The sequence below is a fragment of the Bacteroides stercorirosoris genome, assembly GCF_900142015.1.
Taxonomy (GTDB): domain Bacteria; phylum Bacteroidota; class Bacteroidia; order Bacteroidales; family Bacteroidaceae; genus Bacteroides; species Bacteroides stercorirosoris.
This window is the reverse complement of the sequence record NZ_FQZN01000016.1, coordinates 44,450-67,193: the sequence shown is the minus strand read 5'-3', so window position 1 is coordinate 67,193 and position 22,744 is coordinate 44,450. Positions and strand designations below refer to the sequence as shown.

Annotated in this window: 18 protein-coding genes; 4 read left to right on the top strand and 14 right to left on the bottom strand. The window is 45.1% G+C overall.

Translation table 11 applies throughout. The features are described from left to right. Positions 1-55: 55 nt before the first annotated feature. The 4 genes from BUC01_RS13105 to BUC01_RS13090 all read right to left on the bottom strand — a co-directional run bounded on the left by BUC01_RS13105 (position 56) and on the right by BUC01_RS13090 (position 2,812). Positions 56-754, bottom strand: coding sequence for a hypothetical protein (locus BUC01_RS13105; RefSeq protein WP_025830659.1), 699 nt, complete (start codon positions 752-754; stop codon positions 56-58). Between the two features lie 6 nt (positions 755-760). Next, positions 761-1,471, bottom strand: a complete 711-nt coding sequence (locus BUC01_RS13100) for a hypothetical protein (protein WP_025830658.1) — start codon at positions 1,469-1,471, stop codon at positions 761-763. A gap of 107 nt (positions 1,472-1,578) precedes the next feature. Beyond that, on the bottom strand, positions 1,579-2,427 hold the full coding sequence (gene nadC, locus BUC01_RS13095; RefSeq protein WP_073313935.1) for a carboxylating nicotinate-nucleotide diphosphorylase: 849 nt from the start codon (positions 2,425-2,427) through the stop codon (positions 1,579-1,581). Then, positions 2,420-2,812: a DUF4783 domain-containing protein gene (locus BUC01_RS13090; protein WP_073313934.1), complete on the bottom strand. Its 393-nt coding sequence runs from the start codon at positions 2,810-2,812 to the stop codon at positions 2,420-2,422. Before BUC01_RS13090 ends, nadC begins: the two co-directional genes overlap by 8 nt. A gap of 94 nt (positions 2,813-2,906) precedes the next feature. Between BUC01_RS13090 and rlmH the strand changes: the two genes are divergently transcribed. Beyond that, on the top strand, positions 2,907-3,380 hold the full coding sequence (gene rlmH / locus BUC01_RS13085; protein ID WP_025830657.1) for a 23S rRNA (pseudouridine(1915)-N(3))-methyltransferase RlmH: 474 nt from the start codon (positions 2,907-2,909) through the stop codon (positions 3,378-3,380). Positions 3,381-3,384: 4 nt separating this feature from the next. Here the strand turns inward: rlmH and BUC01_RS13080 are convergent, their stop codons facing one another. From BUC01_RS13080 to BUC01_RS13035, 10 genes are all read right to left on the bottom strand, one after another. Further along, positions 3,385-6,240 (bottom strand): bifunctional fucokinase/fucose-1-phosphate guanylyltransferase, encoded by a 2,856-nt coding sequence (locus BUC01_RS13080; protein ID WP_073313933.1) that lies wholly within the window; start codon positions 6,238-6,240, stop codon positions 3,385-3,387. Positions 6,241-6,798: 558 nt separating this feature from the next. After that, entirely contained in the window at positions 6,799-7,161 is a 363-nt protein-coding gene (locus tag BUC01_RS13075) for a MarR family winged helix-turn-helix transcriptional regulator (RefSeq protein ID WP_025830656.1), read from the bottom strand. A 39-nt stretch (positions 7,162-7,200) separates the two neighbouring features. Beyond that, entirely contained in the window at positions 7,201-9,636 is a 2,436-nt protein-coding gene (locus tag BUC01_RS13070; protein WP_025830655.1) for an FAD-dependent oxidoreductase, read from the bottom strand. 150 nt (positions 9,637-9,786) lie between these two features. Further along, a complete protein-coding gene (locus BUC01_RS13065) occupies positions 9,787-11,523 on the bottom strand; it encodes a clostripain-related cysteine peptidase (protein WP_025830654.1) in 1,737 nt (578 codons plus the stop codon). Positions 11,524-11,579: 56 nt separating this feature from the next. Beyond that, complete coding sequence (locus BUC01_RS13060; protein ID WP_025830653.1) at positions 11,580-11,984, bottom strand: hypothetical protein; 405 nt, start codon at positions 11,982-11,984, stop codon at positions 11,580-11,582. Between the two features lie 172 nt (positions 11,985-12,156). Beyond that, entirely contained in the window at positions 12,157-13,017 is an 861-nt protein-coding gene (locus tag BUC01_RS13055) for a sigma-70 family RNA polymerase sigma factor (protein ID WP_007209697.1), read from the bottom strand. Between the two features lie 199 nt (positions 13,018-13,216). Next, positions 13,217-14,788 (bottom strand): trypsin-like peptidase domain-containing protein, encoded by a 1,572-nt coding sequence (locus BUC01_RS13050; RefSeq protein ID WP_025830652.1) that lies wholly within the window; start codon positions 14,786-14,788, stop codon positions 13,217-13,219. A gap of 346 nt (positions 14,789-15,134) precedes the next feature. After that, positions 15,135-16,469 carry a transglutaminase-like domain-containing protein gene (locus tag BUC01_RS13045; RefSeq protein ID WP_073313932.1) on the bottom strand — a complete coding sequence of 445 codons (1,335 nt, stop codon included), beginning with the start codon at positions 16,467-16,469 and terminating at the stop codon, positions 15,135-15,137. A gap of 23 nt (positions 16,470-16,492) precedes the next feature. Further along, a complete protein-coding gene (locus tag BUC01_RS13040; RefSeq protein ID WP_025830651.1) occupies positions 16,493-17,659 on the bottom strand; it encodes a dipeptide epimerase in 1,167 nt (388 codons plus the stop codon). A gap of 24 nt (positions 17,660-17,683) precedes the next feature. Further along, positions 17,684-18,886 carry a C40 family peptidase gene (locus BUC01_RS13035; RefSeq protein WP_025830650.1) on the bottom strand — a complete coding sequence of 401 codons (1,203 nt, stop codon included), beginning with the start codon at positions 18,884-18,886 and terminating at the stop codon, positions 17,684-17,686. Positions 18,887-19,223: 337 nt separating this feature from the next. On the opposite strand from BUC01_RS13035, the gene BUC01_RS13030 reads away from it, so the two are divergent. From BUC01_RS13030 to BUC01_RS13020, 3 genes are all read left to right on the top strand, one after another. Continuing rightward, a complete protein-coding gene (locus BUC01_RS13030; protein WP_073313929.1) occupies positions 19,224-20,405 on the top strand; it encodes an iron-containing alcohol dehydrogenase in 1,182 nt (393 codons plus the stop codon). 99 nt (positions 20,406-20,504) lie between these two features. Next, the gene (locus BUC01_RS13025; protein WP_025830649.1) at positions 20,505-21,119 is read left to right on the top strand and encodes a flavodoxin family protein; all 615 of its coding nucleotides are present in this window, start codon (positions 20,505-20,507) and stop codon (positions 21,117-21,119) included. 244 nt (positions 21,120-21,363) lie between these two features. Next, entirely contained in the window at positions 21,364-22,569 is a 1,206-nt protein-coding gene (locus BUC01_RS13020) for an MFS transporter (RefSeq protein ID WP_025830648.1), read from the top strand. Positions 22,570-22,744: the final 175 nt, after the last annotated feature.

Below are 22,744 nucleotides of genomic sequence, written 5' to 3'. Positions count from 1 at the left end.
AGCTTTCCGAAGAATGCTGCAATGTTATATCTAAAAAGAAGTTAAAGAACGGAGATTATTTATACTTTGCTTTCAAAGTCTGTATTTGCTTGTCAAGCATTTCATCCAGTTCATCAAATTCATCCCAATACAAGAAACCGGGTACCATTATGACGAAATTGACAAATTCATCATTACTTATAAGAAATGAGACTTGATCCAGCAAGTCGTTGTCAGTTTCCAAAGCAAACTTTACATTCCTGGACATAACAAGTCCCATAAGTACATCTGTTTTTGCTGCATAGTAATCACCGACATCTTTCTTCCGCCTCCCCAACTCAAAATAGGTTTGCAATATATCCTGCAACAAACGCTTGTCTGAAATATACTGCATCAACGAAGAACCTTTCAGCACATCCAATGCATCAGTTTTATACGAGAGTTCATTCATATTATTGAAAAGCTTGTCATATTTGCTTAAAGTATCCGCCGGTATTCCTGATACATCCATTTTATGCTTTATCAACAAAGAACTCATATGCCTGTCTATATCCAGCAAGTGCTTTATATAGCACAACTCCTTCCTATTATACTCCAATTCTTCCGTAATCAGTTGCATCGCAGCCCGTACCTCTTTTTGACGACTATGCTCCGTAATCTTATCGCTTCCCCAAAAAGTTACAATGATACCTGCCGCCACAATACTGAACTGACGGAAATAATCTCCCAGTCTCCAGCCTTTAACCGTAGACTTTATCTTATCGATATTTCCCATAAGCATTTATTTTGAGCCATATTTCTCTTCAATAGTTCGTATCATCTTATCAAGCTTTTGCCCCACACGTTTTCTATAATCGGGAGTAAAATACTTCTGGGGGATTCTCAGAAAGTTTCTCAGTTTCTTATCCGAAACGTATATTTCCCATGCTTCCCAGCCTCCTTCATTTACCGTGCTTATTTGTTCATCAGTCAGTGACAAATAAAAAGGATGAAACGCCTCCTCCTTCATATCATAATATCCATTCATAGTCAGTTTACATCCTTCTAATGTCTCATATATCTCAGTCAGCGACAGCAAAAGCTCCTTATCAGATATTTTCTGCATCAGCATAGAGCTTTTAAGTATATCCAGCGCATTCTGGGTATAAGAATAGCTGCGGATGTGCCCTAAAATGAAGCGGAATTGTTTCAAGGAATCTTCCGGTATTGAGCGGATATCCATATCATGTTCCACCAACAAAGCAGAAAGACGTTCATCTTCACTGAACTCGGACATAATCTCTTCAAAGTTCTTCCGATTACTTTTCAGTTCATCCCCAATCAGCAACATAGTAGATTTAATATCCGCCTGTTCCGAACATCTGGTGACCAACTCGCTGCCAACGAAAGTTATCAGCACACCAATTACAACAATAGAAGTTTGCCGTACATACTCGCCCGGCTTCCATTTTTTAATAGTAGTTTTTATTTTATTCCAGTCTATCTTTTCCATGCTTTCCTGGTGCATTTTAAGAAGAAAGCTTCTCATAAAGATTGCAATATGATGGCAAACTTATGAGAAGCTTCCTGCTATTCTTTAAATACGGCTTTCTGTCTTTGTCAACATGCTTTAAAGCTCATATCCAATCCTTTCACGGAGTGGGTCAGAGCGCCGACTGAGATAAAGTCTACGCCACATTCGGCATAGTCGCGCAGCGTATCGAACGTGATGCCGCCGGAAGACTCGGTTTCGTAACGGCCTGCTACCATATCCACAGCTTTCTTCGTCATTTCGGGCGTGAAGTTGTCGAACATGATCCGATCTACACCGCCGAGATCGAGCACCTGCTGCAATTCATCGAAGTTGCGTACTTCAATCTCAATTTTAAGGTTTTTGCCTTTCTCTTTGCAGTATTCCTTGGCACGGTTGATGGCTTTATCAATGCCTCCGGCAAAGTCCACATGATTGTCTTTCAACAAGATCATATCGAAAAGACCGATACGATGGTTTACACCGCCACCAATCTTCACTGCCATTTTCTCAAGGATACGCATGCCCGGAGTAGTCTTACGGGTATCGAGCACACGTGTATTCGTACCTTTCAGCCGTTCGGCATATCGATGTGTCATAGTGGCAATTCCACTCATGCGCTGCATGATGTTCAGCATCAGGCGCTCCGTCTGCAACAGAGACTGTACTTTGCCTTCCACCACCATAGCCACGTCGCCCGGTTTCACTTCCGCACCATCGTTGATGAACACCTCTACCTGCATAGTCGGATCGAAACGGTGGAAAACTTCCTTGGCTACTTCGATACCGGCCAATATGCCCGGTTCTTTAATCAAAAGTTTGGATTTACCCATCGCCGTGGCGGGGATACATGAAAGGGTGGTATGGTCGCCGTCGCCTATGTCTTCGGCAAAGGCGAGGTCTATCAGCCTGTCAATCAATTCTTCTTCCTTATTCATTCGTCTTATCTATTCTTATTTGATGTATGACATATTTGTTCTGTACCTTTCTGAAGAAACAATTCACCCGAAAGTTTCCGTTCTTAGTCGCCAAAGTACCGATGATGAAACTCGACTCATCGCGCTTTCCCTGGTGGTTCACATCAAAGCTACTGACTTTGTTATCGGCAAAAAAACCGGCCATGGCTCCTTCCGCCGTTTGCTTGTCAGCGTTGGTCGTGCGATTTTGGATAATCAAATCCACTTTATCACCCAGATACCTGTTTAGTTCCTGAGAGTTTCCTTTCTTGAAGGCCACAATCACCCCCACAGGCACATCCTGCGCAAAGAGCGAGGACATCCACATGAAGAGACAGGTCAACAGCAAAACTACTCGTTTTTTCATAATCACAAGTATTAATGATACGCAAAGGTAAGCATTTATTGTAGAATACAATAAAAAAGCGCTAAATTTGTGCGCGAATCATAACTTAAGCAGCATGAAAACAACCTTACTCGTCGTAGGAAGAACAGTAGAACCGCATTTTATCACCGCCATTAACGACTATGTGCAGCGCACCAAACGCTATCTGACATTCGAAATGGAAGTCATCCCGGAATTGAAGAATACCAAGAGCTTTTCAATGGAAGTGCAGAAAGAAAAAGAAGGGGAATTGATATGCAAGGCATTCCAGCCGGGCGACGTCATCGTATTGCTGGACGAGGGAGGAAAAGAAATGCGCTCCATAGAGTTCGCAGACTATATGAAGCGCAAGATGAATACCGTAAACAAACGGCTTGTATTCGTTATCGGAGGACCGTATGGTTTCTCACAAAAAGTATATCAGGCGGCACACGAGAAGATGTCTCTCTCCAAAATGACTTTTTCGCATCAGATGGTGCGGCTTATCTTCGTAGAACAGTTGTACCGGGCAATGAATATACTTAGCGGCGGGCCTTATCATCACGAATAGTATTTTAAGACCTTGACACCTGGAATCCCGTCCCCGACAACGCCATTTCCACAAAACGCGCCCTCGGATTCGGCACATCTTGCATCAATATCTCCCGAATGCGCAATGCCGCCTGCGGATCTTTCGCCACCATATATAAATAGCCACCGCCACCGGCACCCGGCAATTTATATCCCAGTGTATAATCCTTGATACGGTCGATAATCGCTTCCACCGCCGGAGGATTCGTGCCACAGTCCAAAGCCTTATTCTGCGTCCAGGTCTTGCCGATCAGTGCACCGTAAGTTTCAAAATCATTTCGCTGAATAGCTTCTGCCATATCCAGCGCATGTGCCTTCATATTTTCCAGTATGCCCAAGTGAACAGACGAATTGAGGAACATGGAACGTACAATTTCTGCCAGGATTCCCTTGGCTGTACGCGTTATTCCGGTATAATATAATAGGTGGCAATCGCGATATTCGGGATGCGTGAAAAGATGTTCGGGCAGCCAACGCACCAGCGGATTCTGCACAAAGCCCGGTTCCGTCTGCAATAGTTTGATGCCTTGTAGCACACCGCCATACTGGTCTTGCCAGCCACCGCCTGTCGTCAACAGTTGCTCCAGGGCAAGAGTACGGCGGCATATTTCGTTCTTGTCCCACATCAGGCCGCAGAAATCACTCAAAGAGCCTAATACGGTAGAGGCCAGTATCGAACTGGTTCCCAAGCCCGAACCGGCGGGAATAGCGGACAATAAAGTTATTTCTATACCTGTGCCGAATGCCTGCAACTGTTTTTCCAAAGAGGGATAGGCCACCTCCGAAAATACGGGACCAAAACCTGCCAGCGTCAACGCCGCTTTCGGAATGGAGAAGGGGGAACCAATCTTGCAGTAATCCTGCAATTCATCGAAATCGTTCACTACCTCCATCGCTCCCATATCGATAGAACGCAATACGATGTGAAAATCTTTGCAAGGCTTCACATATACCTGCAAGGGAGGCTGACCGTTCAGTTCTATTGCCAGGTTCACCACATTTCCACCAGCAAAAAGAGAATATGGCGGAGTATCTGTCCAACCACCGGCAGCATCTATACGCACAGGACTACGCCCCCATACAATCTGATCGCTATATACATTCAGGTGCGGACGGCTTTTGCGTTCATACAAATCCGTCAGCAATCCTTCGCGCAACAGGCCGAAAGCTTCTTTTTCATCATCCCGGAAATCATTTCCGTCCAGTTTATCTATCTGCGCCCGGAGCATACGATTATGAATACGTTGCATCTGAGGAGCATCAGCCGGCAACACATCCGGCTTCTTCAACTCCAGGCGGTGAAAATTTTCTGCAACATCCGCTAAATCCAACTGATAGAACACGCTTTTCTCATAATTGCGTGTCAGCAATTCCCAATTGTTTTTCCGGAAGTTTTCACGCTGTGCATACAGCTGGCGCAGATCGGCCTGTGCAGAAATCTCATCAGCAGAAAGGCGTTGGCTGTTCAGCCAGATTTCCTTACCTTCCGTCAACTCCGGTTCCGAGACCATCCAACGGAGCACCTTCCCCATCTGTCCTATATCTGCCACAACAGGAAAAATTCCCGCAGCCTGCAAGTCATCTTTCCTTCCGGTCACATCATCTGCCGTCAAGCCACGTTCTGTCAGCCATGCCGGGAAAGGCATCCCCAGAAACAATGTCTTTTCGTCCCGGGTGTCTCCTTTGAATACATCGTCAAAACCATACGGACGAACTGCCCGGCTTTTTTCTCCAAGAGGGACAATGTCTACGCATACTCCATCGGGAAGGGTCAGCGTCCAGTTATTTTCCGGTACTCCTGTGATGATTTGCCGGGAACCGATTGTCCACGATACGCCAATACAGCTATTCTCTATCCAGAGGCTATCATTCTTTGAGGAAAGGGATACGTGCACTTCCGCATTCTGCACAAATATGGCGGGATTCGGTTTCACTTTACGATGCATTATCTGACGCTGGTCATACACTTTATTCTGCAACGTAACGGTGGAAGAAAGCAGTTCGCGACTTGTGCCGTAATGATAGAATTCGCCGCCCGGCAACGGCAATATGGCTACGGACAATTGGTTCAGTTCTTCATCATTAATACGCGGATGGTTTCCCAGTGACAAACCGAAATCCGAATACAGGTCGTAATACTTCAAATCCGAATATGGAATGTTCTTATCCGAGGCACCTTCTTCTTTTTGCGAACGCTTCATCAGCAGTTCCACTGCCCGGTCGCTTAACAACCAGATGCCTATGTCCATCAGGAACAGATGGGTTTTGGAAAGATTCTCCAATTCCTGCAATGATGGTTTCTGCAACATGAAGTCCAAAGCTTCAGGCTGCTTGCGGTCCGAAACGAATACGCCATGATGTGTAGCCAAAACAGGGTCTACCCACAATCCATAGCATACGACATCCGCATCCGGTATTTCCTGCAAAGGTTTCTCTGCACGTATATACACGTCGCCACTGGCAATCAGTGTACGTAATTTTTCCGGTGTCCGTTCCATTATCTTTTCATAGAGCGGAAGTTGCAGAGACAGCAAGTTTTGTCCCAGTTTCTGGCCGCGCGCCCAACGGAACACAGGTATCGGTGTGAATACCTTTCCCGAAGGGGCATATCCTGGCAAACGACGGCTTTGTCCGCCTGCATGCAGCAGGATTCGTTTCTCGGTTGAATGCTCTGTCTTTTGATTTCTATACCATTCTCGCAGGAGCCAGGTTGTCCCCCCGCCCGACCCAAGTTTCATGCCAACAGGATCAGACGTACAAAACCATTCTGTACGATCTACATTTTCCAGTTCATAGAATGCCGACACAAGATTAGGCGGCAAGGATAATAATTTTTGCATGTCTAATTGCTATATTGATTGCTACGTTGCTTACTATATTAGCTGCAAATTAAAGCAATCTTAAGCAAAATCCACGAAAAGTTTTAATGATTTTGAAGGTGGAGATGGAAATATCTCCGCATGAAGAGAACGTAAGCGATAATACCAAAAGGGTGTAGCCATCCCGAAAAGCAGCTACAACTATTGTAGGCATAGGTAAAAGAAGAAAACCAAGAAATAATCTCTTGAGGGTATTTATACCGTAACGTCTGCTTTTTTCAAGAAACAATCAGAAAATAAGCTCCGGAAATAATAGTAAGAATCACAACTAACGCCTAAAAAGACAGGAGAAGAAGAAAAGCTCAGAAGAGCAGAGAATCAAAGATACTATTCTGATAACCAAAGTAGTATAGCCCATAAAAAGGAGCACACGAAATATCAACTTTAACACAGTGTTAAAGTTAACTTCTTGTTGACAGGAAGTTGAGAGTCTGTCAACAGGAAGTTAACTCCTTGTAGAGAAGAAATAAAAAAGGCAGATTCCTGATTAACATTGTTAAATAAGGATATCCGAGTTTTTCATTTTTCCAGCATGGATATGACTTGATGCAACAATGCAGGCATTTCATGGGTACTGCTCTTTATTGCATTAATCTGTTCTTTTCCTTCTGACGTTAAGGAGAAATGCATCTGACGCTTATCTATTTTGCCTACAACACGAGCTATCAGTTTCTTCTCTTCCACTGAGCGAATCAGTTTGGAAGTGTTGGAATGAGTAAGCCCCAACTCTTCCGCTATTTCACCAGAAGTAAGTCTGGGATGCTCCAGAAGTGCACAAAGCAACATTCCTTCATTCAGCGAAAGATTGTATTGCTGTATGAACTGGGTTTCAAACTCGGCTATCGCCCGATAGATATCACGTATCTTACATAAGTCTTCCATATATTGTTATTTCTTTCGTTATCGTTAATAAACAAATAACTATATGAAAAGGTTGACATTGGCTTTATCGGCACGCTCCATGTAAGTAGCAACACCACCGATAGTTACCTCGTCCAGCAACTCTTCACGACAAATCCCCATCATGTCCATTGACATCTGACAGGCTATAAATTCAACTCCCTGAGCAAGCGCCTGCGAACGAAGCGATTCCAAAGAGTCCACACCTTTTCGTTTCATCAAAAAACGCATCATACGACTTCCCATGCCAAACATATTCATCTGAGACAACTTCAGCTTCAAAGAGCTGGAAGGAAGCATCATACCAAACATCTTACCGAAAATATCTTTCCTGACTTTCGGTTTCTGTACTTTTTTCAGAACATTCAGCCCCCAGAAAGTAAAGAAAACCGTTACCTTCTGGCCAGTTGCCGCAGCGCCATTTGCTAATACAAAAGTAGCCAAAGCCTTATCCAGATCATCACTAAAAAGAATCAACGTCTTTCCTCTTCCCACTGCCATAGTTCCGGCAGAAGACGGGCAAAACGCAGCCGGATCACCTTTCTCAATAACCACCGTATAACGTCCTTTTTCTTCATGACTTCCTACCAGACGATTACCCGTTGTATCGCACCAAGCCGAAGCATCACGTGCAAATCCTGCATCAGTCGCCACGATTTCCACTTGTTCTCCCGGCTCAAGGGCGTCCATCGCCTTCTTCACCTGCATGATAGGTCCCGGACATTGCAAGCCACAGGCATTAATTTTCAGCGATTCCTTTGAAGTAACCGGATGATTACGAACCGGCACAACCGCCTCGGATGGAGCGGGCAACGGGGCTACTGCGACAGAATATAGTTTATAGCCTCCCGAAAGATTACGTACATTTTCATATCCATTCCCCATCAGAATGCGTTGTGCAAGATAGCCTCGCAATCCAACAGCACAGAACACTACCACAGGCTGATTCTTCGGAATTTCTGCAATGCGTTCCCGCAAATCATCCAAAGGAATATTTACCGCCCCAGGAATCGTACCGAAAGAGTATTCTTCTGCGGTACGGGTATCCACCATCAACAGCTTATCCTTCTGCTCCACCAATTCACGCCAGGTAATGACAGGCATTGCGCCAGTAATGATATTGGAAGCTACATAGCCTGCAATAGCGATAGGATCTTTTGCGGAAGAGAATGGAGGCGCATAAGTATGCTCCGTCTCCATCAAATCATAAACTGTTCCGCCATGTTTGATAAGCCCGGAAATCTGGTCAATGCGCTTGTCCACACCTTCATAACCGATGCACTGCGCGCCATATAACTTTCCCGTAACAGGATGGAAAGTCAATTTCAAAGTCAGGGGAAGCGCATCCGGATAGTAGCCTGCATGGGAGGCAGAATGAGTGACGGAACTTTGATACTCCATTCCCCATTGTTTCAAACGCTTGGCAGCAAGTCCTGTAGAAGCAACTGTCATATCAAAGACTTTGGCAATGGAAGTGCCGATAGCACCTTCATAAGTAACAGTATTGCCAAACACCATATTATCAGCTACGATACGTCCCTGGCGGTTTGCCGGATTTGCCAGATAGTTAAGCCACGGTTTCCCGGTCAGAGGATGCGGATACTCAATCGCATCACCTACGGCATAAACATCTTTCTCGGAAGTTTCCATATATTCGTTCACCCAAATACCTCCCGCCTCTCCTATTTTCAGACCGGCCTGTTTAGCCAAAGCCGTTGCCGGACGCACACCGATAGAGAGCAACACCATATCAGCAGGAATTGTCTTTCCACTCTTCAGAAAGACAGTAATACCTTTCTCCGAACGCTGAAAGTGAGTAACACCTTCTTCCAAATAGAGGGAAACTCCTTTCTGTATCAAATGCTGATGAACAGGAGCAGCCATTGAAAAATCAATGGGCGCCATTACCTGGTTACCCATTTCTACAACAGATACGGCAACTCCGGCATGATGCAGATTCTCGGCCATCTCCAGACCTATAAAGCCTGCACCCACTACAACCGCACGTTTCACGGCATGTTCCGTAAGATAAGACTTTATCCGATCAGTATCTTCGACATTACGAAGGGTAAAAATACCTTCAGAATCGATACCTTCCAATGGAGGCCGGACAGGTGTGGCTCCCGGCGACAATAAGAGTTTATCATACGTTTCCTCATACTCGCGTCCGTCAGCGGTGCGAATGGTAATCGTTTTATTTTGCGGGGAAATGGCAGTCACCTCATTTTCCACACGCACATCCACACGGAAACGCTGACCGAAAGAAGCCGGTGTCTGCACCAGCAATTTTTCACGTTCAGCAATGACTCCACCTATATAATAAGGTAAACCGCAATTGGCATAGGATATATACTTGCCTTTCTCCAGTAAAAGGATATCAGACTTCTCGTCAATTCTTCTCAAACGGGCTGCTGCCGTAGCTCCTCCGGCAACTCCACCAATAATCACATACTTCATATTACTGCCTTTTTTAGATAAGAACAAAACAAAGATATATATTGTTTTCCAATTACGAATATTTTCCAAAGGAAATTATCATAATATACAGACTGACAGTACCTATTAGCACTATTTAAGAAATAGGGAACAAAGAAAAAGAGAAGATGACTACCAGTTAGGCAGTTCATCAAAACCGGCAGCTGTGTACCATTCAGTAGAGCGGTATGCTTTATCCGTCAGATTGTTGGATGTAGTAGGAATGTAACAGGACACGCCGTCAGTGCCTTCCATAGTAAACATCCTTACATAAGAAGAATAGTTTTTAGGGGTAGTAGCCCAATAGGCCACAGTTGCATCAAAAGCCCGCTTCCATGTTGCATAGGCGGCATCAGTAGTAATCTCACGCACCACATCCACAAAGTCATAATACCCTACGCGCCCATTATCATAACCACCAGAACCACTACGTTTATCATAATCAAATGCAACCGCACGAAGCCGCAATTTATCAACTGTCTCAGGCAGAATTTGTTTTGTAACCCGTGCCAAGTTATCCAATTGATTCGTTCTCAACGCACACACAGAGGCTCCACCTGTCCAGTTATCATTCGAAATATTCTCACCTCCAGCGTATTTAGCCGCATAAGGCTCATAATAAGCCTTGGCAACATTCACAGCTGCATCATCTGCGGAGAACATGGCCGGTACGACTTCTTCATATGAAGCACCAGGACCGGGAATTTCCGTCGGAGAACCAATGCAATAGTCTGTATAATCACGCAACTCATAGGCAACTTCCACAGATTGCATAAAGCAGGCATCGAACAAAATGAAATCAAAATGAGGAGCCGCCACCAATATTTCAACAAATTCAGAAATATTCATTCTGTTATCGCCGTTGCTTTTATCCTGCCCCACCCACCGGGTATCGGCACGCAACGGATAAGGAAGCCAACCGTCGCCATGCGACCAGTAGACTAACCCATAACTGTCAGCTTTATATTGGGAATTCAGAAATACATCTGCAAAGACTTCCTTAGTTTCAGATACACCCACCGAATTACGGCTTCCATAATTTTTCACCTCAATTTCCGTAACTGCTCCATTTACATTTTTCAATTCCAGCAGGCGGGCGGACGAACCGTTATCTATATATACCAGCAAATGCACACTGGTATCCTTCACTTTCGCCATACCTACCTTCATCTCCGCCAAGTCCAGCGAAGCAAAAGGAGCAAGAGAGTTGTCTGCTGCAATATAGGCTAAAACCGTACGACTTCCATTCAGAGGAGTTGCCGGCTCAATGGTTATTTCACAAGTCGCACTCTTCGCTTCGTCTTCCGTAAGCACAATTATAGCCACTTTGCCTGCCCGTAAGGCTGTCACTTTACCACTTGCATCAACCATTGCTATACTTTCGTCGCTCGAACTCCAAGTCAGCCTTTTGTTAGTCGCATCGTCAGGCATGACAGTCGCTTGCAAAGTCTCGCTTTCTCCTTCTATCAGCGAAAGCTTATTCTTATTTAGTTCGACACCAGTTACAGACACTTCGGGTTCAGCAATCTCATCGCCACAAGTCACGGTGCAAACATCAAACTTTCCACCATCTTCGGTAACTACAAGTATAGTTACCCTTCCCATCTTCAAAGCCGTTACCTTACCATTCGCATCAACCGTAGCCACACTCGTATTACTTGATTTCCAGGTAACCCTCTTGTTTGTAGCATCCTCCGGAGTAATGGTAGCTACCAGAGTTTCGCTTTCACCTTCTTCCAATGCAAGCTCAGTCCTATTCAATTCAATACCCGTTACGGCAATAATATCCGGGTCCTGATTGTTATCACCGCAGGCTATCAATAATATAGAGATGCAAATACACAGAAGAAAATAAAGCTGATTTTTCATGGCAGTAAACAATAAATTAATGAAATCTTCATTTCAGGCTAAGGAAGTGAAAATGATTACTCTTCCGGTTTCTTGAAACGGAAAGCCTCAGAATCAATAGGCATCAGCACTATTGTCTTGTTCTTCTTATACTTGCCTTTCACTTTGGCAGCTTCCTTTTCCAGTTTGCTCTTATTCTCGGAGAAGTAAATCATGCAAGTATAGTCGGGACATCTCAAATCGTATTCCAGATAGTTTTTCAGTTGATACGTATAAAGGTCACGCTTAGGCAGAAAACCATTTTTGTCCAGTTCCACACTATCCAACGGTTGGATTGCGGTAAAGTACACCACTGTGTCATTGAACGAGGCGGCAACGCCGAATGCATATACGGCCTTTTCTCCTTTAGCTTTCTTGAACGAGAATGCCGAGCAGACCATAAAAACTAAAGCTACGGCAAAAAGTATACGAACGTACTTCATAATAATAATGTGTTAATGTGACAATATGATAATGTGCTAACCTGCTGCGCTATCAGCCTGAATGATTATGAGCACATTAATCTTTGCGGCAAAGATAACAAAAAAACCGGTGGCCAAAGCATGACCTACCGGTTTTTAATTCCTTCTATTTGTCGGAAATTGATATTTCTTATTATCCCAAATAAGACTTGAGCAATTTACTACGATTACTTTGTCTTAATCTTCTAATTGCTTTTTCCTTAATCTGACGCACACGCTCACGGGTTAAACCGAATTTGTCGCCGATTTCTTCTAATGTCATTTCCTGTTGTCCGATACCGAAAAACATCTGTATGATTTCTTTTTCCCTATCGGTTAACGTAGAAAGTGCTCTATCAATTTCCCTCGCAAGAGACTCGTTCACTAAAGAGCGGTCGGCCATAGGAGAGTCGTCGTTTACCAACACATCCAGCAAGCTGTTGTCTTCTCCCTCTACGAAAGGTGCGTCCACCGAAATGTGGCGTCCGGATACCTTCAACGTATCAGAGATTTTATCAACAGGGATTTCCAGTTCATCTGCCAGTTCTTCGGGCGACGGGCGACGTTCGTTTTCCTGCTCGAACTTGGAGAATGCTTTGCTGATTTTATTCAGCGATCCTACCTGGTTCAACGGAAGACGCACAATACGCGACTGTTCTGCCAAAGCCTGCAAAATGGACTGACGTATCCACCATACTGCATAACTGATGAATTTGAAACCACGTGTTTCATCGAACTTTTCGGCGGCCTTGATCAGTCCTAAATTACCCTCATTAATCAAGTCGGGCAAACTCAAACCCTGGTTCTGGTACTGCTTGGCCACAGATACAACGAAACGCAGATTGGCACGTGTCAACTTCTCCAGTGCGATACGGTCACCCTTGCGGATGCGTTGAGCGAGCTCCACTTCCTCTTCGACAGTTATGAGGTCTTCGCGACCGATTTCCTGCAAATACTTGTCAAGAGAAGCGCTCTCTCTGTTAGTGATACTTTTTGTAATCTTAAGTTGTCTCATTCTTCTAAAACAGATTTGGGTTGCAAAGTTACGACATTTTATTTAGTTACAAGCTAAGTTGCCCTAACTTTTTTATCTTATTCACTATACTATATAAACAAAAAAGAATGCCGACAAGTTAGTTGCCGACACCCTTTTTCTTCTTTGTTAGCTAATATTACAATCTTCTTACCTTAAATTATCCTTTATCATTCGTTTTTTATTCCTGAGCAACACTTACCGCATAGCTGGCGCGCTTTCCGGAGGGGAACATACCTGTGATGAACAACACTTGTTCCTGAGTCTTTGAAGCTTCCTTCATCACTTTTTCCATATCTTCCACAGTCTTCATCGGTACATTGTTCACTTTCAGGATGATGAAACCTTTACGAATACCGGCTTCCCCCATTTTGCCGTTGCTAACTCCCGTAACTTCAAGTCCATAACCCAGGTTGAGTTGTTTCTTCAAGTCATCGGGGATAGGACGGAAGGCTGCACCAAGAATATCCATATCGGCATTCTTCACTACTTTCGTAGTACCTTGCTCGTTCTTCAGCGTAACTTCAATATTCTTTTCTTTCTTATCACGCATCACTTTCACCTGCACCTTGTCGCCCGGACGATGTTTTGCCAAAGCTTCCTGCAAGTCGGCAAATTTGTGAATTGCCTTGCCATCCATGCCGATGATTACGTCGTCTACCTTAATATCGGAACCTGACGCTGAACTTCCATCAACGATTTCACGTACCCAAAGACCATCAATAACACCATATTTCTCTCTGGCTTCCTTCTTGATGTCACTCAACTTCTTGCCTGTTTTATCAGCAACCTGCGTGTCGCCCGGTTCTTCAGTAAGCACGGTTACACTCACACCCAGTTTCACACGTTGTACAGTACCGAATTGCTTCAGGTCGGCAACTACTTTCTTCATAATACTGGTAGGGATCGCAAATCCATAACCAGTATTTGAACCTGTCGGAGAGAAAAGGGCAGCATTGATACCAATCAGCTCACCGCTTGCATTTACCAATGCACCGCCACTGTTACCCTGGTTGATAGCGGCATCAGTCTGGATATATGATTCGATGCTTTGCTTACCGGTCTGCTGACTCATGCCCAAAGAGCGCGCTTTGGCACTAACGATACCTGCCGTTACTGTTGAAGTCAGATTGAAAGGATTACCTACTGCAAGCACCCACTCACCTACTTTCAGTGCATCAGAGTCACCTACCGGAATTGTGGGGAAGTCGTCACCTTCTATCTTAATCAGAGCCAAGTCGGTCTCTGCATCCGTACCGATGATACGTCCCTTGAACTGGCGGTTATCGTTCAGCGTCACACTGATTTCATCCGCACCGTCAATTACGTGATTGTTCGTTACGATATATCCATCTTTGGAGATGATGACACCCGAACCAAAACCTGTGCGTTCGGGAGTCTGCACCTGGCGTCTTTGTGTACCGCCGCGACCACCGAAGAAATCGCCAAAGAATTCAGAGAACGGGTCTCTCACTTCCACTTCCTGAACTTTGGAAGATTGAGTGGAGCGGATATGTACTACAGCATGAATCGAATTTTCCGCTGCTTGTGTCAAGTCTACCGGCTGCGCATCGACAGCATTATAAGCGGCCAAACGTACGTTCGGATTTTGCTCGAACATTTCATTAAATGCACTGGCAGTATTGGCAGGCACTTTATTTTGCAGCATCTTATAGGTGGTTAAACCTGCTACTCCTGAACTGAGAAGTACGATAGCTGCAACCCCAAGAATGTTTTTTGTTGTCTGTTTCATATTAATCTTCTATTCTTTTAATTGTTAATATTCAAGTTTCGTTTAACATTTCGACGTTAAAATAACGACAAAAATCGTTCAGTTATTCCGCTTGTCACTCTTTTTTGTTCTCTTTTAACAGTGAACTTTTAGGGCTTAACAGCGGTTAACGACAGAGGCTGACAATTTTACATTTATGCACTATTACTGACGTGAAAATAAGGCAGATAGGCGTTAAAAAAGAAACAGACCGTCTATTCATTTAAAATAGATGGTCTGTTGAGGTCAAACAGACGGTGCGTTTGGGGTAAACAGACCATCTGTTTGACCCTAATAGACCATCTGTTTTTAAGAGGCTGATATTTGCTTAATTATCAAGGTATTCTATATCCATGTGATAATCCCATTTGGGGAAGTAAAGATTGCCTCCCTCCCATTCCACTTCACCACGCTGGAAGTCTACGGTTTCGCTACGGGGATATTTCTTTTCGGGAACCAACGGCATGCCGTAGTCACTGTTCACAATCATGCGCCAGGAATCGATACCACCCAGGAAGAAATATTCTTCATCCGCACTGCGGGCAAAGGTAGGAATGCCGAATGACTGGTCGGCGGGCACCCAGCCGATACCTTCAAAGTAAATTTCCGCCCAATCATGCAAGTTCCATGCCTGGGGGTGCATCATGAAACCACTCTGAAAATGAGCGGGAATACCACTGATGCGGCAGAGAGTGATAAACAGCAGGCTGACCTGCCCGCAATCTCCTTTGTGGTTATCCAATACGTATTCGGGAATATTCTCTATGGTGGAATACTCGCGTGCGGAAGCCCAGGGGAAGTTATCGTTCACCCAACAGAAGATGCGCCTGGCTTTCAGCAACGGATTCGTCTCACCTGCTGTCAATTTGGCAGCAAGTTCACGCATACGCGGCGAGAAGATGATGTGCTTCTCACGTTCGGCGGTATATTCCTTATATAGAGAGGAGGTCGTGTCATACGGCTGAATATCTTCGGGCTTCAGATTGTGCCATTCGGCATTGGAGGTATATTCGAAGCTCTCGGAGAACACGGTCGGCTTATCTTTCACGGCACGTTTCTCCATGTAGAGAGTGCTGTGAAGACATTCTTCCGGAGAGAAGACAGGATTCGGTTCGCTGGCGGAGATAAACTTCACATCTTGCTGACGCGGCTGATCCTTACGCGGATAAGGAAGCCAGCAACGGATAAGCTCTCCCGCAGGAACGGCATTGCTATCTACTGTGAGCGTATAGGTGACATGCATCCGTTTGGGGGCAACAATAGGATTATCTCCTTTTTTTACGCTTGCGATCACTGCAGGCAAATGTTCCATATTCACTTTTTCGCTTCCGCTGGGGGTAATGCCGTCCTTAGCTACCTTTATTTTATAGCAGGCGGAATCAACGCGGAACAGATTAGGGCCGGCATTACGGAAATAACGCTTCTCACCGTCCAGAGTCATGCACTCCAAGGCTTTGGAAGCTTCCCACTGGTGCATTTGTTCATCGGTTACATCAGGGATATACTTGCGAATGTAATCTTTCACCTGGGCTTCCGTGCGGGAGAAGTCAGTGAGGAGGCGCTGGTGCAGGTCATCTTCCCAAGTATAGGGCTTACTTTCCGGTTTGGGAGTACAGGCGGCAAAGAGAAAGAGTACTGTAAAAGCAGACAATGCTTTTTTCATAATAAGAATGTATTAGATGATGCTTATAATTTCACAACTCCGATACCCGGTAAATCGGGCAACGTAATCTTACCTTTCACCACCTCCATTCCTTTGAAACGGTCGTTAGCGATAAGCAGGTTGCCATCCAGATCGGCAAAGTCAACCGCAGGAGAGAATTGTGCGGCCGCAGAGCAGGCACATGAAGTTTCCGTCATACATCCCACCATCACTTTCATGCCCAGCGCACGCGCCAGTGTCACCATCTTCCAGCCTTCGCGCATACCGGTACATTTCATCAGTTTGATATTGATGCCGTGGAACGCTCCTTTCAGTCCGGCCACATCACCCAGACGCTGCAACGACTCATCAGCAAAAATAGGCAACGGACTTTGCTGCGTCACCCAGGCTATGTCGTCCAGTTGAGTTTTAGGCATCGGCTGTTCAATCATCACGATACCTTTTTCCTTCAGCCAATGTATCATGTCGATAGCATAATGTTTATCCGTCCAACCCTGATTAGCATCGACTGCAATAGGAAGGTCGGTTACGGAACGGATAACTTCAATCATCTCTTTATCATTATCACGCCCCAGTTTCACCTTGAGGATATTGAACTGTTCGGCACATTCTTTCGTTTTTTCACGCACCACATCCGGCGTATCAATGCCGATGGTAAAAGTGGTGGAAGGAGCTTTATCCTTATCCAGTCCCCATATCCTGTACCAAGGGGCCTGCAACAGCTTGCCCACGAGGTCATGCAAAGCTATATCAACAGCAGCCTTAGCGGCGGCATCTCCCGGCGACAGTTTATCTACGTATGCCAGAATGTCTTCCAGCTGGAAGGGGTCGGGAAACTGCCCGATGCCATCCTGCACTTTCTTCAAGAAAGCCAGCACACTATCCATCGTGCCCAATTCACGTTGCAGATAAGGCGGCATGGAGGCTTCGCCATAACCGATAATGCCATCATATTCGATTTCCACCTGCACATCAGGAGTGGTGGAACGCGAGTAGGAAGCTACAGTGAACACGTGACGCAATTTCAGCTCGTATGGAAAGAAGCGCAATTTCATCTTAGCATTCACACCACGCCTGTTGATATTGAACAATGCCGGAGCACTTTCCCCTGCAAACACATTGTTAATTGCCATACCGGAACCCAATGCGGCAAAGGCGGCTGTCTTCAGGAAATCTCTTCTGTTTTGCATAATATTCGTTTTTAGGATAAAACTTTATTCATAATAAGGATTGGTAGCCGTAGTGTTAAGAGGCGCCTCCTTATTTATATAAGGCAACACGCGCGTAGCAAACAGCAGGCGGCCGAGGTTATATTCATCGAAAAGATCGTCGGCAGTATCGAAACTGCTGACGTGGACATCACCCTGCGAATGAATGAAACGCTTGTTGCCGATATACATTCCCACATGCACCACACGTTCCTTACGGTCTGCCGTAGCTTTACGCCCGAAGAATATCAGATCACCGGGTTGCAGATTACTAAAATCGGGAGCAATGTCAATATGTTCGCCTACGTAGGCCTGCTGCGAGGCATCGCGGGGAATGATAATATCATGCATGAAAAGAATGGTACGCATAAAACCGCTGCAATCCACTCCTTTCGACGAAGTGCCTGCCCACAGATACGGAATTCCCATCAATGTATGTGCCGTGCGGATGATACTGGCAGCATCCTGCTTCAAGGCCGCACGCCATTTCTTCTCCGGCATAGAGATGGATTTAGAAATATATCCGGTACGGCCGTCGGGATAAACAACCTTGTAAAACGCTCCTTTCGTCCCCTCCCACTTCAGACGGTTGCCGGCAGCAACATCGGAAATAGTCTGGGAAGTCTGGTTCGGTTCGGAATAAACAAAGCCATAGTGGGAAGTTACCACAATCTTTTCCGCAGCGTTCCAGGCATGAAGTTCCTCTTTCGTCACCGGATGAACACCTACACGATGCACCCACGCGATATAATTATCCGGTGTCTGGATGCGATACCAGCCATCGCGTTGCAACACACGGACAGGCATACCCATCAATCCTTGCGTCATCATCTCTGACGAGAAATCCGGGTCAACACGAAGATTCGCCACCGACACGTTTAAAATGCCATAAGTTTTTCCTTCCAAGGCAGCCTCATCCGGCAACACTTGCAGGCAGTCCATCACTTTGTAATTGGCTTGAGACAGTCCGCTGAGCAATGCCGCCTTTGCTTCAGGCGAAGTTGTTACACCACGCAGCATCACATTTTTACCTGAGAAAGAATAATCAACATCGAAAAGAGCCACCCGCTTGTCCGGGGCATACTGACGTTTCAAACTGTCGGACAACTGAATCACATCGGCAGGAATAGTCCTGTCCCCGGTTTCCGAAGCTACCGAACAAAGAGAAGCCAAAAGGAACAGGGATACGATAGGAATAAGTTTCTTCATTAGCTAAAATGATTTGGGGGTTATTTAGTGCTAACAAAGTTAGGAATAATTTCTGTTTTGAATATATTTTTTCAAGAATATTAAGATATAGTTTTAAAATGTAGCCGGACGGCTCCGTGTCTGCTCCGTACCAGGTACGTATGATGTCCGTACTATTAGGATACAGAGCTCGCTCTGTTCAAATCCGCTACAAGAATACGCAGAAACTGTAAAAAGGGTTATTCAATCTGTAATCCGGGTATCCTGCAATCGCAGGAAGACAGCTAATTTTGCAGCATCCGATAGTTCCCTATGGAGAACCATTAAAACGATTACAAATTAAATAACTGAAAGACGTATGAATACAAGAATGAATTTTTCTTTTTACAACCCTACCCGCATTCTATTCGGCGCAGGCGAACTGAACAATCTGCACAAGCAGACAATGCCCGGCAAGAAAGCCCTGCTTTTGATTTCAAATGGTAAGTCGACCAAAGTCAACGGTTCGCTCGACCGCACGATTGAACAATTGGAAAAGGCCGGCATAGAGTATGCCATCTTCGACAAGATTATGGAAAACCCGTACAAAAGCGTCGTCATGGAAGGAGCCGCTTTTGCTAAAGAAAATGCCTGCGATTTTATTCTGGCTCTCGGAGGAGGTGCCGTACTCGATGCATCAGTCGCCATAGCGGCAATGGCAACGAATCCGGGCGACTTATGGGATTATGTTTTTGGCGGCACCGGCAAAGCAATGCCACTGAAAAATCCAGGCTTGCCCATAGTTACCATTGCCACAACTTCAGGAACAGGCTCCGAAATCAACTGCTGGGGCGTTATCTCCAATCCCGACACGAATGAGAAAATCGGTTTCGGCGCACCGGAACTGACTCCCGTTCTTGCCATCGTAGACCCGGAACTGATGAAAACGGTTCCCGCCAAATACACGGCATACCAGGGATTCGATGCTTTGTTCCACAACACAGAGGTAATGATAAGCAACGGTGTAAATATTCTGAGCGAAGCGATTGCATTGTCCGCCATCGAGAATATCACGAAATACCTTCCGCGTGCAGTCAGAGACGGAAATGATATGGAAGCAAGAGAACACGTCGCATACGGCAGCACGCTGGCAGGCATCACCATGCAACTGACAAGCACCACGGCCGAACATTCCATGGAACACTCCATGAGTGCCTACCATCATAATCTTCCTCACGGCGCAGGGCTGATTATGATTTCCCGTGCTTTCTATGAGTTCTTCATCGAGCGTCATGCCTGCGACGAGCAGTTCATCAAAATGGCAAAAGCAATGGGCATTGAAAATGCCGACAAGCCAGAAGATTTCATCACAGCACTTGTCAAATTGCAGGAGGATTGCGGTGTGGCCGATTTGAAGATGAGCGATTACGGGTTCAAGAAAGAAGAATCCATGACGCTTGCCCGAGGTGCCCGCTCCATGCAGGGAGGATTATTCCTTGCCAATCCTTGCGAAATGACGGATGAAGACTGCGCAGGAATTTTCGACAAATCCTATCGTTGATGGATGGATGGGCGAACCTTATAAGTCATGCCAGTGTTTTTAATATAAATATACGCTTCAAAGTCTGACGAATATAATTAATATCAAGAAGAAAAAAAGATGAAAGTATTACTGATAAATGGAAGTCCCCGGAAAAACGGAAATACACATTTGGCTTTATTGGAGGTAGCAAAGGCGCTGAATGAAAACGGAGTAGAAACAGAAATCATTTCTATCGGAACAAAAGCCGTACAAGGTTGCATAGCCTGCAATCGCTGTACTGAATTGGGACGATGTATCTTTAAAGATGAATTGTACAACAACATCCGCCAGAAACTGGAAGAAGGTATTGACGGACTGGTAGTAGGCTCACCGACCTATTACGCCGGTCCCAATGGTTCGCTGTGCGCCCTATTAGACCGTCTTTTCTATTCAAGCTCGGAGTTGATGGAGTACAAACCGGCTACGGCAATAGCTGTTTGCCGGAGAGGTGGAGCCAGTGCCACTCTTGACAGATTGAATAAGTATTTCACAATAAACCATATGCCTGTTGTTTCTTCCCAATATTGGAATATCATTCATGGAATGATGCCGGGCGATGTCCTGCAAGATGCGGAAGGATTACAGACTATGCGAATGTTAGGCAGAAATATGGCCTGGTTATTGAAAAATGCGGCTGACGGGCAGAAGCACCCGGAAGCAGAACCTTTGGTACGGACAAACTTTATCCGTTAATTGAAATCATAATAGAATCATTGAGTTCTCACAGAGAAGCGTAAACAGACTGAAACGATGTGTTTCCATAGTCTGTTTGCGCTTTTATTTTCAGGCTAAAGGTGCAATAGCTATCAATTTATTCTCCAGCATCCCACAATCTGTAATTCGGGTTATCACTCCCGTAATTTGTCTACCAAGATTTGTATGAGTTCTTCCGTACTTTGCAGTATAGAAATCAACGTATCAAAGAACCATATAATTTATGAGACAGACTAATAAATTGAAACCCGGTTCGAGTGCTTTGCTCGTATTCATCCTCACTGCAGGAGTCTTCGGAATCATCAATACGGAAATGGGAGTGATTGGAATCCTCCCCCTGATAGCCGAGCATTTCCACGTAACCGTTCCCGAAGCAGGATGGACAGTCAGTATATTCGCATTGGTAGTGGCTATATCAGCGCCCATTATGCCGCTACTTTTCTCGGGCATAAACCGGAAAAAAGTCATGCTGCTGGCACTGGGAGTCTTCACACTGAGCAACATCATTTCGATGCTTACCTCCAACTTTACCCTACTACTGATAACCCGTGCCCTTCCGGCTTTCCTTCATCCTGTATATGTATCGATGGCTTTCACGGTAGCGGCCGCATCTGTCAGCAAAGAGAAAGCTCCGAAGGCTGTAGCCAAAGTCTTCATCGGAGTATCCGCCGGCATGGTATTGGGTGTACCGGTGACCAGCTACATAGCGAGTGAGGTGTCGTTTACAATGGGAATGATGTTTTTCACAGTGGTGAATGCGCTGGTATTTGTGGCCACCATCCTTTTCATACCCTCCATGCCCGTTAAAGAAAAGCTATCTTACGGTACGCAACTCAATGTGCTGAAAAAGAAGATTATCTGGTATTCCATTATTGCTGTCACCCTGATAAACGGTGCTTTATTCGGATTCTTCAGTTATATGTCTGATTATCTGAGAACGGTTACGGAAGTTTCTTATAGTGTCATCAGCGTCCTGCTGCTGATATACGGGCTTGCCAATATTATCGGAAACGTCATTGCAGGAAAACAGTTAGCCACCAACCCGATACGCAGCATGACTTTCATTCCGTTCGCACTATTCACCTTTTATATATGTATATTCATTTTAGGGGAATGGCTTGCGGCAATGGCTGTCATTATCCTGATTCTGGGTATCCTGGCAGGATACGGGCAAAACACCATGCAGTATATGATAACCGAAGCCGCTCCCGAAGCTCCGGATTTCGCTAACGGCTTGTTCCTATTATCAGCCAATCTGGGCACAACGGTAGGTGCGGCAGTTTGCGGAGCATTTATCACTTTCTTCGATACACGCTATTCCGTAATCGGTTCTTTGCTGTTTCTTGCGGTCAGCATAGTATTCGTTGTTCTGAGAATTCGCACGGTGCAATCTTCGAAAACAATAAAACTGAAAGTCGTAGCACAATGAAGCTTTTTTAAATAAGCGATTATAAAAGAAGTATTTGTCTATGTTTTCTGTATACAATGCGATAATCTGTAATTTGGGTTATTATGTCTGTAATCCATCTACAAAGAGTATCACTTTTACACCGTAATTTTGCAATGTAAGTAATAGACATCAATTCTCATTAATCATTCACCCA